Annotated in this window: 12 protein-coding genes and 1 riboswitch; all 12 genes read left to right on the forward strand. The window is 63.8% G+C overall.

The window, feature by feature from the left end; genetic code table 11:
• The first annotated feature begins 3 nt into the window (after positions 1-3).
• The 12 genes from murD (at position 4) to ACZ5U1_RS01425 (ending at position 14,036) form a co-directional block, all read left to right on the forward strand.
• The gene (murD, locus tag ACZ5U1_RS01370) at positions 4-1,326 is read left to right on the forward strand and encodes a UDP-N-acetylmuramoyl-L-alanine--D-glutamate ligase (RefSeq protein WP_464779047.1); all 1,323 of its coding nucleotides are present in this window, start codon (positions 4-6) and stop codon (positions 1,324-1,326) included.
• Between the two features lie 36 nt (positions 1,327-1,362).
• Complete coding sequence (gene ftsW / locus ACZ5U1_RS01375; protein ID WP_464779048.1) at positions 1,363-2,565, forward strand: putative lipid II flippase FtsW; 1,203 nt, start codon at positions 1,363-1,365, stop codon at positions 2,563-2,565.
• Positions 2,562-3,728: an undecaprenyldiphospho-muramoylpentapeptide beta-N-acetylglucosaminyltransferase gene (gene murG / locus ACZ5U1_RS01380; protein WP_464779049.1), complete on the forward strand. Its 1,167-nt coding sequence runs from the start codon at positions 2,562-2,564 to the stop codon at positions 3,726-3,728. Before ftsW ends, murG begins: the two co-directional genes overlap by 4 nt.
• The gene (locus ACZ5U1_RS01385) at positions 3,725-3,850 is read left to right on the forward strand and encodes a hypothetical protein (RefSeq protein ID WP_464779050.1); all 126 of its coding nucleotides are present in this window, start codon (positions 3,725-3,727) and stop codon (positions 3,848-3,850) included. Before murG ends, ACZ5U1_RS01385 begins: the two co-directional genes overlap by 4 nt.
• Positions 3,847-5,268, forward strand: coding sequence for a UDP-N-acetylmuramate--L-alanine ligase (gene murC, locus ACZ5U1_RS01390; RefSeq protein ID WP_464779051.1), 1,422 nt, complete (start codon positions 3,847-3,849; stop codon positions 5,266-5,268). Before ACZ5U1_RS01385 ends, murC begins: the two co-directional genes overlap by 4 nt.
• 49 nt (positions 5,269-5,317) lie before the next feature.
• Positions 5,318-6,208, forward strand: coding sequence for a UDP-N-acetylmuramate dehydrogenase (gene murB / locus ACZ5U1_RS01395; RefSeq protein ID WP_464779933.1), 891 nt, complete (start codon positions 5,318-5,320; stop codon positions 6,206-6,208).
• 100 nt (positions 6,209-6,308) lie between these two features.
• Positions 6,309-7,268 (forward strand): D-alanine--D-alanine ligase, encoded by a 960-nt coding sequence (locus tag ACZ5U1_RS01400; RefSeq protein WP_464779052.1) that lies wholly within the window; start codon positions 6,309-6,311, stop codon positions 7,266-7,268.
• On the forward strand, positions 7,261-8,199 hold the full coding sequence (locus ACZ5U1_RS01405) for a cell division protein FtsQ/DivIB (protein WP_464779053.1): 939 nt from the start codon (positions 7,261-7,263) through the stop codon (positions 8,197-8,199). The genes ACZ5U1_RS01400 and ACZ5U1_RS01405 overlap by 8 nt, the downstream gene beginning before the upstream one ends.
• A 5-nt stretch (positions 8,200-8,204) precedes the next feature.
• Positions 8,205-9,491, forward strand: coding sequence for a cell division protein FtsA (gene ftsA, locus ACZ5U1_RS01410; protein WP_464779054.1), 1,287 nt, complete (start codon positions 8,205-8,207; stop codon positions 9,489-9,491).
• A 110-nt stretch (positions 9,492-9,601) separates the two neighbouring features.
• Complete coding sequence (gene ftsZ, locus ACZ5U1_RS01415; RefSeq protein ID WP_464779055.1) at positions 9,602-11,062, forward strand: cell division protein FtsZ; 1,461 nt, start codon at positions 9,602-9,604, stop codon at positions 11,060-11,062.
• Positions 11,063-11,182: 120 nt separating this feature from the next.
• Entirely contained in the window at positions 11,183-12,868 is a 1,686-nt protein-coding gene (locus tag ACZ5U1_RS01420) for a tetratricopeptide repeat protein (protein WP_464779056.1), read from the forward strand.
• A 10-nt stretch (positions 12,869-12,878) separates the two neighbouring features.
• Positions 12,879-14,036, forward strand: coding sequence for a deoxyguanosinetriphosphate triphosphohydrolase (locus ACZ5U1_RS01425; protein ID WP_464779057.1), 1,158 nt, complete (start codon positions 12,879-12,881; stop codon positions 14,034-14,036).
• Between the two features lie 111 nt (positions 14,037-14,147).
• Positions 14,148-14,247, forward strand: a riboswitch (glycine riboswitch).
• The last annotated feature ends 8 nt before the right edge of the window (positions 14,248-14,255 follow it).

Consider the following 14,255-nt stretch of genomic DNA (forward strand, 5'->3'; position numbering starts at 1 on the left):
GGGATGACCCTTACCTCCTCCGCCTTCGCTGGCAAAACCTATGCGGTGCTTGGCCTAGCCCGGTCTGGACTGGCGACCGTAGAGGCACTTGTGGCCAGCGGTGCCCGCGTTGTCGCCTGGGACAATCGGGACGAAGCACGCGCGGCCGTCGCGGACAAGGCCGAACTGGCGGACCCGCTGGAGATCGACCTCGCGGGCTTTGACGGCGTTGTCGTTTCTCCCGGCGTGCCGCTCAACAAACATCCGATCGCCATGCATGCCAAGCTCGCAGGCGTGCCCATCATCGGCGATATCGAGCTTTTCGCGCTCGCCCGTCCGACACTTCCCGCACATCGGGTGGTCGGTATTACCGGCACCAACGGCAAGTCGACCACCACCGCGCTCGTTCACCACATCATAGAAACGGCGGGTATCCCGACCCGCATGGGCGGTAATATCGGTCTGCCCATTTTGGGGCAGGAGCCGCTGCCGGAAGGCGGCATCTATGTGCTGGAACTGTCCAGCTATCAGATCGATCTGACGCAAAGCCTCGACTGCGATGTGGCGGTGCTGCTCAATATCACGCCGGATCATCTTGATCGCTATAATGGCTTTGAAGGCTATGTCGCTTCCAAGGCTCGGCTGTTCTCCATGCAGTCAGCTGATCATGTCGCGGTGATCGCGACTGAGGACGAGCCGAGCCGATCCATCGCGGCTCAGCCGGGCGCTCGACGGGTAGAGGTGAAGGCCGGGGACATCGATCCCGCCGCGCAGGCGAACTGGCCGTCGCTTCAGGGGCCGCACAACGCGCAGAACGCAGCGATAGCCCTCGCCGTCGGGCGCGCGCTGGGCATCGATGAAGCGACAATCGAGGCCGCGCTGCAAAGCTATGCCAGCCTGCCGCACCGGATGCAGCGCGTGAAGGAGCTGAACGGCGTTCTTTACGTCAACGACAGCAAAGCGACCAATCCTGCCTCCACCGCGCCCGCGTTGGCGGCCTATCCCCCGGTCGAAGGTCGTCCACGCCTGCACTGGATAGTCGGGGGTCTGGCAAAGACCGATAATCTGGACGAATGCGCGCCATGGTTCGGCAATGTCGCTGCCGCTTACACCATCGGTGAAGCGGGTCATATGTTCGCCGACCTGCTCAAAGATCATATGGCGGTGGATGATAGCGAGATGCTATCGGCCGCCGTTCGCCGCGCGGCGCGTGTAGCACAGCCGGGCGACGTTGTGCTGCTTTCGCCAGCCTGTGCCAGTTTCGACCAATTCCGGGATTTCGAGGCGCGAGGCGATGCCTTCGTCGCCGCGGTCGCGGCGCTGGAAGAAGGGGGCCTGGACGGTTAAGGGCGGCGCAGGGGCGAAGAAGGGGCGACAGATAAGATGTTCAGGGCAGGCGAACTGGTGAAGGGGTTCAAGAACCGCACCGTTCCGCGCGAACGCACGGCCTTGGCCATCTGGTTCTGGGAGATTGATCGCGTTCTCCTCTCGCTGATCGTCGCGCTGATGGCGATCGGGCTGGTCGCGGTCGCGGCCGCGTCGCCCGTGGCGGCGATCGATCGTTCGACCAGCAGCGTATCCGTCACGCCGCTCATCTATTTCTATCGCCAGCTTATGTGGGTCTTCATCGGCCTGCCGATCATGCTCGTCATATCGATGTTGCCCCGCCAACAGGCCAGGCGGCTGGCCATGTTCATGACGGCCTTCTTCATCGTGATGCTGCTGTGCGTGCCGATCCTGGGATCGACCGTAAACGGCGCGCGGCGCTGGATCGACCTGCCCGGATTTCGCTTCCAGCCCTCGGAGTTTCTGAAGCCTGTCTATGTCGTCTCCATGGCATGGCTGCTTTCACTGCGGGGCAAGGACATGTCCTTGCCGGTCATTCCGCTGACCGGCGTGTTGACGCTGTTGATTGCGGCGATCCTGATGAAGCAGCCGGACTTTGGCCAGACGGTCATCTTCCTTGCCTGCTGGGGCTGCCTGTTGCTGCTGTCCGGTGTGTCAATGCGGTTCATTGGCATGATGGGCGGCGTGGCGCTGGCTGGCCTGATCGCCATGTACATGTTCTACGAAAATGGCCGTCAGCGCATCAATGACTTCCTTGGCATCGGCGTCGCGCAGGATACGGGGCCGGACCAGACGGAGTTGGCGTTCCGTACGATCACCCATGGCGGCTTCACCGGGGTTGGGCCGGGGGGCGGCCAGGAGAAATTCCGCCTGCCCGAAGCGCATACCGACTATATCTTCTCTGTGATCGGCGAAGAGTTCGGCCTGCTCGCCTGTATCGGCATCGCCTGCGTCTATCTGGCGATCGTTGTTCGCGTCCTGCTGCGCATGCTGGATGAGGATGATAATTTCACGATTCTGGCCGCAGCGGGACTCACAACGCAGTTCGGGTTGCAGGCGATCATCAACATGGGCGTCAATGCCCAGATATTTCCTTCAAAGGGCATGACGCTGCCCTTTATCAGCTATGGCGGCTCCTCTATGCTGGCCCTTTGTATCGGGGTCGGCCTGCTGCTTGCGTTCACACGGCGCAATCCCTTCATGGGGCGGCATACCGTCGTCAAATGGAGTGGTCGATGAGCATTTCCCGTCACTTCGTCCTCGCCGCGGGTGGGACGGGCGGTCACATGATTCCGGCGCATGCGGTTGCGGAAGAGTTGATGGCGCGCGGCCATCATGTCGCGCTGGTGACGGACGAGCGCGGCGCCAAGATCCCCGGCATCTTCGATCGCGCGCAGGTCCATGTCCTGCCCGCCGGGCGCATGACGAAGAACCCGAAAAGCTGGCTGGGCGCGCTTAAGGCCATTCTCGCAGGCCGCGCCATGGCTCGTCGCCTGAACGAGACCTTCCGTCCCACTGCCGTCGTCGGCTTTGGCGGCTATCCCGCCATGCCCGCGCTGTTGGGTGCACTGGCGGACGGCATCCCGACCGCCATCCACGAACAGAATGCCGTGCTGGGCCGCGTCAACCGCTTCCTCGCCCGCCGCGTCGATGCGATCGCTACGGCTTACCCGAAGGTTGAGCGCCTGCGCGACAAATATGCGGGCAAGGTCCACTTGGTCGGCAATCCGGTTCGTGAGGAAGTGAAGGCGCTCCGGGACGAGGAATTCCCGGCGCTGACAGACGAAAGCGTCTTCCGCGTGCTCGTGATCGGCGGCAGTCAGGGCGCCAGCATCCTTTCGTCGGTGGTGCCGGATGGCCTTGGCATGTTGCCGCTCAGCCTGCGCCGCCGTTTGCAGGTGACGCAGCAATGCCGGGCCGAGGATATCGAGCGGGTTCGGCGCTTCTATGCCGACCTTGAGATTCCGGCGGATTTGGCGACCTATTTCAATGATGTGCCGGAAAAGCTGAGTTGGTCGCATCTGGTAATTGCGCGCGCGGGCGCATCGACGCTGGCGGAACTGACTTGTGCAGGTCGTCCCGCCATCCTCGTCCCGCTGCCGAGCGCGATGGATGATCATCAGACCGTCAACGCGCGTGAGATGACGGAAGCAGGCGGCGCGCGGACTATTCCGCAGTCGCGCTTCACCGCCGTGGAACTCGCCAAGCAGATGCAGAAGATGGCGATGGAGCCCGGTGCGCTTCAGAACGCGGCCAAGCGCGCCCGCGCCTGTGGCCGTCCCAACGCGGCGCGTGACATGGCCGATCTGCTGGAAAGCATCGGCCCCGCGCCGATCATGAACGATCCTTTGAAGGTCGGCCCGATCCCGACCAGCCTGAATTTGCAGGGCGTGCCCGCATGAAGAACACCAACCTCTCCCCGTTCGGGCTGAGCCTGTCGAAGCCCATTCCTTCTTTTAAAGAAGTAGAGCCCTTCGACAAGCTCAGGGCGAACGGATGTTTGTATAAGGGATATCAAGCATGAAGGGTGTCGGCACCGACATCGGCACGATCCATTTCATCGGCATCGGCGGCATCGGCATGTCCGGTATCGCCGAGGTGATGCACAATCTGGGTTACAAGGTTCAGGGTTCCGACGTAGCCGAAGGCTATGTCGTCGAAGGGCTGCGCAAGAAGGGCATCGACGTGATGATCGGCCACAAGGCTGAAAATCTGGGCGACGCCGCCGTGGTCGTGACGTCGACCGCGATCAAGAAGGGCAATCCGGAAGTCGATCTGGCGCTGGAAAAGCGTGTGCCCGTCATCCGCCGCGCGGAAATGCTGGCCGAGTTGATGCGGCTCAAGTCCACCGTCGCGGTCGCGGGCACCCACGGCAAGACCACGACGACCTCGATGGTCGCGGCGCTGTTGGACGCTGGCGGGGTGGATCCGACCGTCATCAACGGCGGCATCATCAACAGCTATGGCTCCAACGCTCGCCTTGGCAAAAGCGACTGGATGGTTGTCGAGGCCGACGAGAGCGACGGCAGCTTCCTGCGCCTTGACGGCACGCTGGCGGTCGTCACCAACATCGATCCCGAGCATCTCGACCATTATGGCAGCTTCGACAAGGTGAAGGACGCCTTTGTCGAGTTTGTCGAAAATGTGCCCTTCTACGGCGCGGCGATGCTCTGCCTCGACCATCCGGAGGTGCAGGCGATCCTGCCGCGTGTGCAGGACCGGCGCATCGTTACCTATGGTTTCTCGGCCCAGGCCGACATTCGCGGCGAAAATGTGCAGCCGATCCCCGGTGGCAACCGCTTCGATGTGCAAATCCGCGAGCGCGACGGCTCGCTCCGCCGGATCGAAGGCATTGAGATGCCGATGCCCGGCCGCCACAATGTACTGAACGCCATGGCGGCGATCGGCGTGGCCCTGCAAATGGGCATCGATGACGCGACGATCCAGACGGGTTTCGCAAAGTTCGGCGGGGTGAAGCGTCGTTTCACCAAAGTCGGAGAGATTCCAGCGGGGCGGGGGATCGCGACCGTCATCGACGATTATGGCCACCACCCGGTCGAGATAAAGGCCGTGCTCGCCGCTGCGCGCGAGGGTGCGAAAGGCCGCGTCATAGCTGTCGTCCAGCCGCATCGTTTCACGCGCTTGCGTGACCTGATGGATGAATTTCAGCAGGCGTTCAACGATGCCGACATCGTCTATGCGGCCCCAGTCTATCCAGCGGGCGAGCAGCCGATCGAAGGTGTCGATAGTGCTGAGCTTGTCGCGGGCCTGAAGCGTCGGGGGCATCGCCACGCCGCTACGGTCGAGGGCGCGGACGATCTGGCCCGCGTGATCGCTGACGATCTTCAGGCTGACGACATGATCATCTGCCTTGGCGCGGGTGACATCACCAAGTGGGCGGCCGGTCTGGCCGCAGCCGTCGCCGCGAAAGAAGCCGCCTGATGAGCCTGCCTCAAACCTTGGCGCTGAGGGCATCGGGTTGACCACGACAGTGGCGCCCCTTCCTCAGGTTCGCGGGTCGCTGAAGGCTGACGCCCCGCTGGCTCCACTCGTCTGGTTCAAGGCGGGCGGCGTCGCGCAGTGGCTGTTCGAGCCCAAGGATGCCGATGATTTGTCGGAGTTCCTGGCGCATCTCGATCCGGCGATTCCGGTCATGGCGCTTGGTCTTGGCTCTAACCTGATCGTGCGTGATGGCGGCGTTCCGGGCGTCGTCGTGCGTCTGGGCAAGCCCTTCGCAAAGGTTGAGCAGATCGACGCCACCTCGCTCCGCTGTGGGGGAGGGGCGTCCGGTATCCTCGTATCCTCGACCGCGCGGGACGCGGGCATCGCTGGGCTTGAGTTTCTGCGCTCGATCCCCGGCACAGTGGGCGGTTTCGTGCGAATGAATGGCGGCGCCTACGGCCGTGAAACCCGCGACATTCTGGTCGAATGCGACGTGGTGCTACGCTCCGGCGAGCGGGTGACGCTGCCGCTTGACGCCTTAGGCTACACCTATCGGCATAGCAGCCTGCCCGAAGGCGCGGTGGTGGTCAGCGCCGTGTTCCGGGGTGTTCCGGGTGATCCTGCCGCTATTCAGGCCGAAATGGATCGCATTGCCGCAGCGCGCGAGGAAAGCCAGCCGCTCCGCAGCAAGACCGGCGGATCGACCTTCAAGAATCCGGACGGTCATAAGGCCTGGGCTCTGGTCGATGAGGCGGGCTGCCGGGGACTGCAATTGGGTGGCGCGCAGGTTTCGGAAAAGCATACCAACTTCCTCCTCAACCTTGGCGACGCCAGCAGCGCCGACATCGAGGCGCTGGGTGAGGAAGTGCGCCGCCGGGTGAAGGCAAAGAGCGGCGTCGAGCTTGAATGGGAGATCCAGCGCGTGGGAGTGAAGAAGTGACCCTCTCCGCCTTCTCGTCATCCCAGCGGAAGCTGGGATCTCCTTCCTCCTTCCCAGCTTTCGCTGAGATGACGGATATTTTTGTTCTGGAGTTCTACCAATGACCCGTGGCCCCTGGCATGTCGCCGTCCTCATGGGAGGCTGGTCCGCCGAGCGCCCGGTGTCGCTGATGAGCGGCGAAGGCGTTGCAAAGGCATTGGAATCGCGTGGGCACAAGGTCACGCGGATCGACATGGACCGCAACGTCGCCGCCCGGTTGGCGGAAACGAAGGCAGATGTTGTGTTCAACGCGCTTCATGGCGTGCCGGGCGAGGATGGCACGGTACAGGGCATGATGGACCTGATGGGCCTCACCTACACCCATTCGGGCCTCGCCACCTCTGTGATCGCCATAGACAAGCAACTGACCAAGCAGGCGCTGGTCCCCCAAGGCATCCCGATGCCCGGCGGCCACATCGTCGACAGCGCCAGCCTGTTCGAAGCCGATCCCCTGCCGCGCCCCTATGTGGTGAAGCCGGTCAACGAAGGCAGCTCCGTCGGCGTTGCCATTGTGACGCAGGACGGCAATTACGGATCGCCCATCGGCCGTGATGTTGAAGGCCCCTGGCAGCATTTCGATCAACTGCTTGCCGAGCCTTATATCCGGGGTCGGGAACTGACGACCGCCGTGCTGGGCGATGAGGCTCTGTTGGTCACGGAACTCCGTCCCAAGAGCGGCTTTTATGATTTCGACGCCAAATATACGGACGGCATGACCGAGCATGTCTGCCCCGCCGAAATCCCGAACGAAATCGGCGAAGCGTGCAAGGCGATCGCCCTGCGCGCGCACCAGTTGCTGGGCTGCAAGGGTGCCTCGCGTTCTGATTTCCGCTGGGACGATACGCAGGGGGTAGAGGGGCTCTACCTGCTGGAAGTGAACACCCAGCCCGGCATGACGCCGCTCAGCCTTGTGCCGGAGCAGGCGGCGAAACTGGGCATTGACTATGCCGAGCTGGTCGAGCGTATTGTCGAGGATGCGCTGATGCAGAAACAGGGCGCTAAGGGGGCAGGGCATGGCTGAAGCACGCATCCGGCGGGGAAGCACGGCGCGTCTGACGGGTGCGGGTGGACCTCGCGGCCGCAATGGATCGGGTCGGGGCAAGCCGGGCAAGCGTCGTTCCTGGTTTGGTCGCATGCTTCATGCACTTCCAGTCAGCGAAGACACGCTGCAACGCATGGCGAGCTGGGCCATCGTGGGCATCGTCATCGCCGCCGTCGGTGGCATCGCCATGCTGCTGGGCGTGCCCGCAATGGCCGGACAGAAGGCGGCGGAGGTCGCAGCCAATGCCGGTTTCGAGGTTCAGAAGGTCGAAGTGCGCGGCGTCGAGCGCATGGACGAACTGCCAGTCTATAATATCGCGCTGGGTCAGGTAGACCGCTCCATGCTGTCGCTCGACCTGCCCAAGGTGCGCGACGAAATGCTGAAGCTCGGTTGGGTCAAGGACGCGCGCATTTCGCGCCGCCTGCCGGACACGCTGGTGGTCGATATTGTGGAGCGCGATCCGGTCGCTGTGTGGCAGCATGATGGGCAGTTGCACTTGATCGACGTTCAGGGCGTGGTGCTTCAATCCGTGTCTACGGATGCGATGCCGGACTTGCCGCTGGTCGTCGGCCCCGACGCGAACCGCCAGACTGCGGGCCTCAACAAGCTTATGGAAAACGCGCCCGCGCTAAAGCCCATGCTGGCCGGTGCGACCTGGGTCGGGAACCGCCGTTGGGATTTGCGCTTTCAGTCCGGCGAAACGCTTTCGCTGCCTGAAGGAGACAGGGCCTCTGCGACCGCGCTCGTCAATTTCGCGCGCATGGACGGCGTCAACCGCCTGCTGGGCCGCGGCATCGTGAAGTTCGACATGCGCGACCCGGATCGCTTCATCCTGCGCCTGCCGCAGAACCAGGTGAGCGATAAAGCCGAAGTAAGTGCTCCCGCCGCGCCTCAGGGCGAGGAAGGCTGACGCGCATGGGCCAGCCCAAGGTCGATAAGCTCGTCACCGCGATCGACATCGGATCGTGGAAGGTTTCCGCGCTTATTGCTGGCCGGACCGAAACGGGTGAATTGGCCATTTTGGGCACGGGCCAACGGGAAAGCCGTGGTGTACGGCGGGGCTTCATCGCCGACATGGAGCGCACCGAACTGGCGGTACGCGAAACGGTCGAGCAGGCGGAACGCGTTGCGGGCACCAACATTGAGGATGTGTGGGTCAGCTTCTCTGGCGGAAGCCTCGTCAGCGACGTTGTGACGGTCGAGCGCGATATGGGCGGCTATCGCGTAGAGCAGCCCGATATCGATGATCTGCTCGCGACGGGCCAGCAGGGCATCGATCCCGATGGGCGGGTCGTCCTTCATGCCCAGCCCACCTGCTTCACGATCAACGGCAAGGTGCCGGTGAAGAAGCCGCTTGGCATGCATGCCGACCTGTTGGGCGTCGATATCCATGTCGTGCTGGCGGATGGCGCGCCGCTCGCCAATCTCGACCTGTGCGTGCGTGGGGCCTATCTCAACGTCAATTCGATCGTTGCTTCTCCGATTGCGACGGGACTTGCTTGCCTGTCGGAGGAGGAGAGGGACCTCGGCGTCGCTTTGGTGGAGCTGGGCGCAGGCGTCACCAATGTCTCGCTTTACGCAGGCGGTATGCTGGTCGGCCTGCACAGCATCCCGATCGGCGCGTCGGACATTACGGATGATATCGCCTCTGCATTCGGCATTCGCCGCAGCCAGGCCGAGCGGATCAAATGTTTTTACGGTTCGGCAATGCAGAACCGCCGGGACTTCCGGGAGATGATTGAGATCGCGGCGCCCCATGGAGACGTGGCTGTGCCGGGGCAGAGCGCTGGCCCGAACGCGGACGGCGGCAAGATCACGCGGGCCGCGCTGGTCGCCGTCATCTGCGAGCGGCTGAACCAGTTGATGACGGAAATCAACGCGGCGCTCGCGGGCATGGGCTTCAATACGCCGACGGGGCGTCAGGTCGTGCTGACCGGCGGCGGCGCGGAAATGAAGGGCATTGCCGACTATGCTCAAGGCGCGTTAGGCCGGGCCGTGCGGATCGGCAGGCCCCGTGGATTGGCTGCGCTGCCGGAGGCGCACAGCGGGCCTGCCTTCGCCACGCTGGCCGGTCTGGCGCTTTACGGCGCATCAAACCCGGTTGATCTTAGAACGATAGCGCCTGCGCCGCAGACCGTTCATCGTATCAACGCGCCCCAATGGTGGCAGCGGATGGTGCGGGCGATGAAGACAAACTATTGAATAAATCTAAAGCCAGACGAACTTTGCTAGTGAAATACGCTATTTTCTGTTGCATTAACTTTCGATGACAGTTTCGCTCATGTCGCCGAAGCTGGAGGGAGCTAGAATTTATGAGCATTGAGATCAGCCCACCGCATGTGGACGAGTTGAAGCCTCGCATCGCGGTGATCGGCGTAGGCGGCGCGGGCGGCAACGCCATCGCGAACATGATCGCCGCGTCGGTTGAGGGCGTGGATTTCATCGTCGCCAACACCGACGCGCAGGCCCTGAACGCCTCGCCCGCCGAGCGCCGTATTCAACTTGGCCCGCAGATCACCGAAGGTCTGGGCGCAGGTTCGCGTCCGGAAATCGGCAAAGCGGCAGCTGAAGAAACCATCGTCTCGGTCGAAGAGGCGCTGAACGGCGCGCATATGTGCTTCATCGCCGCCGGCATGGGCGGTGGCACCGGGACCGGCGCTGCGCCCGTCATCGCCAAGGCGGCGCGCGACAAGGGCATCCTGACCGTCGGCGTGGTGACCAAGCCCTTCACCTTCGAGGGCAATCGCCGCATGAAGTCGGCCGAGAGTGGCATCGAGGAACTGCAAAAGCATGTCGATACCCTCATCGTCATCCCGAACCAGAACCTGTTCCTGATCGCGAACCCGAACACCACCTTCAAGGAAGCCTTCCAGATGGCTGATGAGGTGCTGCAACAGGGCGTTCGCGGCATCACCGACCTCATGGTCATGCCGGGCCTCATCAACCTCGACTTCGCTGACGTCCGTTCGGTGATGGGCGAGATGGGCAAGGCGATGATGGGTACTGGCGAAGCCGAAGGCGACGGCCGTGCGCTTCAGGCGGCGGAAAAGGCGATCGCTAACCCGCTGCTCGACGGCGTGTCGATGCGTGGTGCAAAGGGCGTCATCGTTTCCATCGTTGGCGGCGACGACATGCGCCTGATGGAAGTCGACGAAGCCGCGAACCACATTCGCGAACTGGTTGATCCGGATGCGAATATCATCTGGGGGTCGGCTTTCAATGACGGCCTCAACGGCAAGATCCGCGTTTCGGTTGTTGCCACGGGCATCGACAGCGAAGCGACTGGCGGCGCCGCGCCGCTGACCCAGCCGTTCAGCTTCGCCAGCCGCCCGGCTGTCGCCGTTCCTGCCGCAGCATCGCGTCCGGCTCCGCAGCCCGCTTCGGCTTCAGCTCCCGAAGCCGAGCCCGAAACGCTCGAACTCGATGTGCCTGCCGCGCCCGAACCTGCGCCGATCGCCGCGCCGGTCGAGGAACGGGCCGCCGCAGCGCCCCGGCCTGCCCCGGCGGCTGCCTCCGCGCGTCCTGCTGCCGTGTTTTCGGATGAGGACCCGTCGCAGGATGAACTGCTGCTCGGCGCAGAGGAAGTTGAAGCACAGCCTGCGCCCGCTCCGGCTCCAGGACCTCAGGCCGCGCCGCGCGCCGCTTCTGGCGGAACGCTGTTCGAACGTATGGCCGGTCTCACGCGGGGTTCCGACAAGAATGCCGGATTGAGCGACGATGCCGGATCGACGCCCGACATTCCACGGTTCCTCAACCGTCAAAGCAACCAGTAAGACGGCGGTCCATAGGCTGTTTTATGTTTTGAAGCGCGCCATCGACTGCATCGGGCGGTCGGGCGCGCTTTATCCTTCGGTAAATTTCCCATTCACGCATCGATCCGGTAAAGGGCTAGTGTGAAACGCTCAGCTTTATGGATCCTTGGCGGCCTGCTCCTGACAGGAACCGCCCAGGCACAGCCCGCCCAGATTCAGTCGATCAGGCCGTCAGGCGCTGAAAATCTCAGCCGGAACCTGTCTCGCCTCGCATCCAATCCCCGTGACGTCGATGCGCTGATCGGCGCGGGTGAGGCTGCGATCGAGATGGACGACATGCGCGCGGCGGCGGGCTTCTTCTCGCGTGCCGATGCGATCCAGCCGAATAATGGTCGAGTGAAGGCCGGGCTTGGCCGCGCCGCGCTCAAGGCGCAAAATCCCGCCGAGGCGTTGCGCTTGTTCGATCAGGCTACCCGTCTCGGCTACGGCGAGGCAACGCTGTTGGCGGATCGTGGCCTTGCGCGGGACATGACCGGCGATCAGGCCGGGGCTCAGCGCGATTATCAGGCGGCCCTCAAGCGTGCCCCCGATGATGCCGAACTAACCTATCGCTATGCCGCGTCGCTGGGGATTTCGGGTCAGGTCGATGCGGCCGAAAAGGCGCTCCAGCCACTGCTGTACAAAAGTGACCGCGCCGCGTGGCGATACCGCGCGTTCATTCTGGCGATGAACAACAAGCAGGCCGAAGCCCGAAAGATCGCCAGCCAGACTCTGCCCGCGCAACTTGCCGCAGCTTTGGCGCCCTATATGGAGAAGATGCCCTATCTCACCCCGGCGCAGAAAGCGGCGGCGGTGCATTTCGGTCATTTCCCGACCAATGTGGGGACGTCGCTGGCGGCTGCAACGCCCCGGCCTTCCGCGCCAACGGTGGCCCCGACTCCAACTCAGGCAGCGCCCACGGCTCCCGCGCAGCCCGCCATCCCGGCGGCGCGCGCGCAACTGCCACAGCCAACCCGGCCTTCGATAGCAGCCACGCCAGCGCCGCCCGCGCCGTCCGCCCGCCCGGCGCCTGCCAGCCCCGCGCCCTCCACTTTCGCGCAGACATCAACTGAAACACGCCCGGCACAGGTACAGGGGCCGCCCGACCCGCTTCCGGCGCCGGCCACCCGCCCGGCCGCCTCGCTGGCCGCTCCCGCAAGCCAGCCCAGCGCCCCCGCGCCAGCATCCGTTTCAGCGCCGCAGCAGACCGCTGCCGCCACCCCCGTCCAGCGCCAGCAGCCCGATCCGCAAGCGACCCGGACATTGGCCGACATCATCCATGCCATCGACGTCCCCGAATCCGAACGCCAGGCGAGCGTAGCCGCTGTCGACCTGTCCGAGATCGAAGCGCTTCAGGCCGCCCGCCGCGCAGAACGACAGGCCGCCGCCGACAAGGCGAAGAAGGCAGCCGCTACGGCCAAGGAAAAGGCCGACGCAGCAGCCAAGGCCAAAGCGAAGGCGGAAGCTGACGCAAAGGCGAAGAAGGCCGCCGAGGAAAAGGCGCGGCTCGCCGCCAATCCCTCGCGCAATTGGGTGCAAATCGGCACAGGCGCCAACCGCAATGCGCTGGGCTTCACGCTCAAAGCTCTTCGCCGGAAATATGACGCTGTTGCGCCGCAGGACGGTTGGGTCGCCAGCTGGGGCCGTACCAACCGCCTGCTGATCGGTCCCTTCGCCAGCTTCACGCGCGCCAAGGCGGTGGAAGCGAAGCTGAAGTCCGCCGGTGCCGATGCCTTCGCCTGGCAAAGCGACGCGGGCGAGGTGGTCGAACAGCTCGGAGGCAAGTAAGGGCGTCCGGATGACGACGCTCGCCCCCTATGCTGCGCACCCCGCCCGAAGCCGTGGCCGCCTGCATCCCGAAGCGGGAGGCGAGACGCGTGGTCCCCGTGACATCTTCCAGCGCGACCGCGATCGCATCATCCATTCCATCGCCTTCCGCAGGTTGCGGCACAAGACCCAGGTTTTTGTATCCCCCGATGGCGATCATTTCCGCGTCCGCCTGACCCACAGTCTGGAGGTGGCGCAGATCGGCCGGACGACAGCACGCACTCTGGGCCTGAATGAGGACCTGACCGAAGCGCTGTGCCTCGCCCATGATATCGGCCATCCGCCCTTCGGCCATGCGGGCGAAGACGCGCTGGAAGCGGCGTTGGATGATCATGGCGGCTTCGATCACAACGCGCACACCCTGCGCACGCTTATGCTGCTTGAATCGCCTTATCCCTGTTTCCAGGGGCTGAACCTCAGTTGGGAGATGCTGGAGGGCCTTGCGAAGCATAATGGTCCCATCGACCATCCCGGCTGGGCTATGCGGGAAGTCGATGCGCTCTTTCCGCTGGAGCTGTCCTCTCATGCCTCGCTGGAGGCGCAACTGGCGGCGCTCGCCGACGATATCGCTTATGACAATCACGACATTGACGATGGCCTGCGCGCGGGCCTGCTGACGCTGGATCAGCTGCTTGCCGTGCCCGTCGTCAAACATTGCTGGGACCGGGTGCGCGCCCGCTATCCGGACATCCCGCAGGATCGCCTGCTTCGCGAACTGGTGCGGGAACAGATCGGCCTCATGGCAAACGATCTCATCGCTTCCACCCGGCGGAACATCGCCGAGGCCCGCGTTGAAACGGTCGAGGATGTGCGATCCGCGGGACGCCCTCTGGTCTGCTTCTCGCCTGAACTCGCGGCGCAGGAACGCGACCTGAAGCGCTTCATGTACGCGTCGCTCTATCACCATCCGGCGCAACTCGCCGCCGCCAACCGTGCGCGGATCATCGTGCGCGACCTGTTCCGGGCTTATCAGCAGCAACCGGAACTCATGCCATCCGAATGGCAGGACGAGCGTCTACTGAATGAGCCGGGTCGCAGCAGGCATATAGGCGACTTCATCGCGGGCATGACTGATCGTTATGCAGAAAAGCGCCATGCGGAAATTTTCGGAGAGACGGCGCTCGTCTGAACGCACCCCATTTTCAAGACCATCACTACAAGCCAGCCGATTGAGCAATTGACGGCGCCTCCCATTTCCCGCAATGCGAGAGGGTCCCCGGCGCCCGATAGATTCGGGTCCGGACATGATGCGGGAGAGCATGGGAAGCCTTTCAGGCCACCCCGTCGCCGAAGGAGCAACCGCCCCGGAATCTCTCAGGCCAAAGGACCGCATCATGGGCAGGCACTC

Source organism: Sphingobium sp. TomTYG72 (assembly GCF_055394715.1).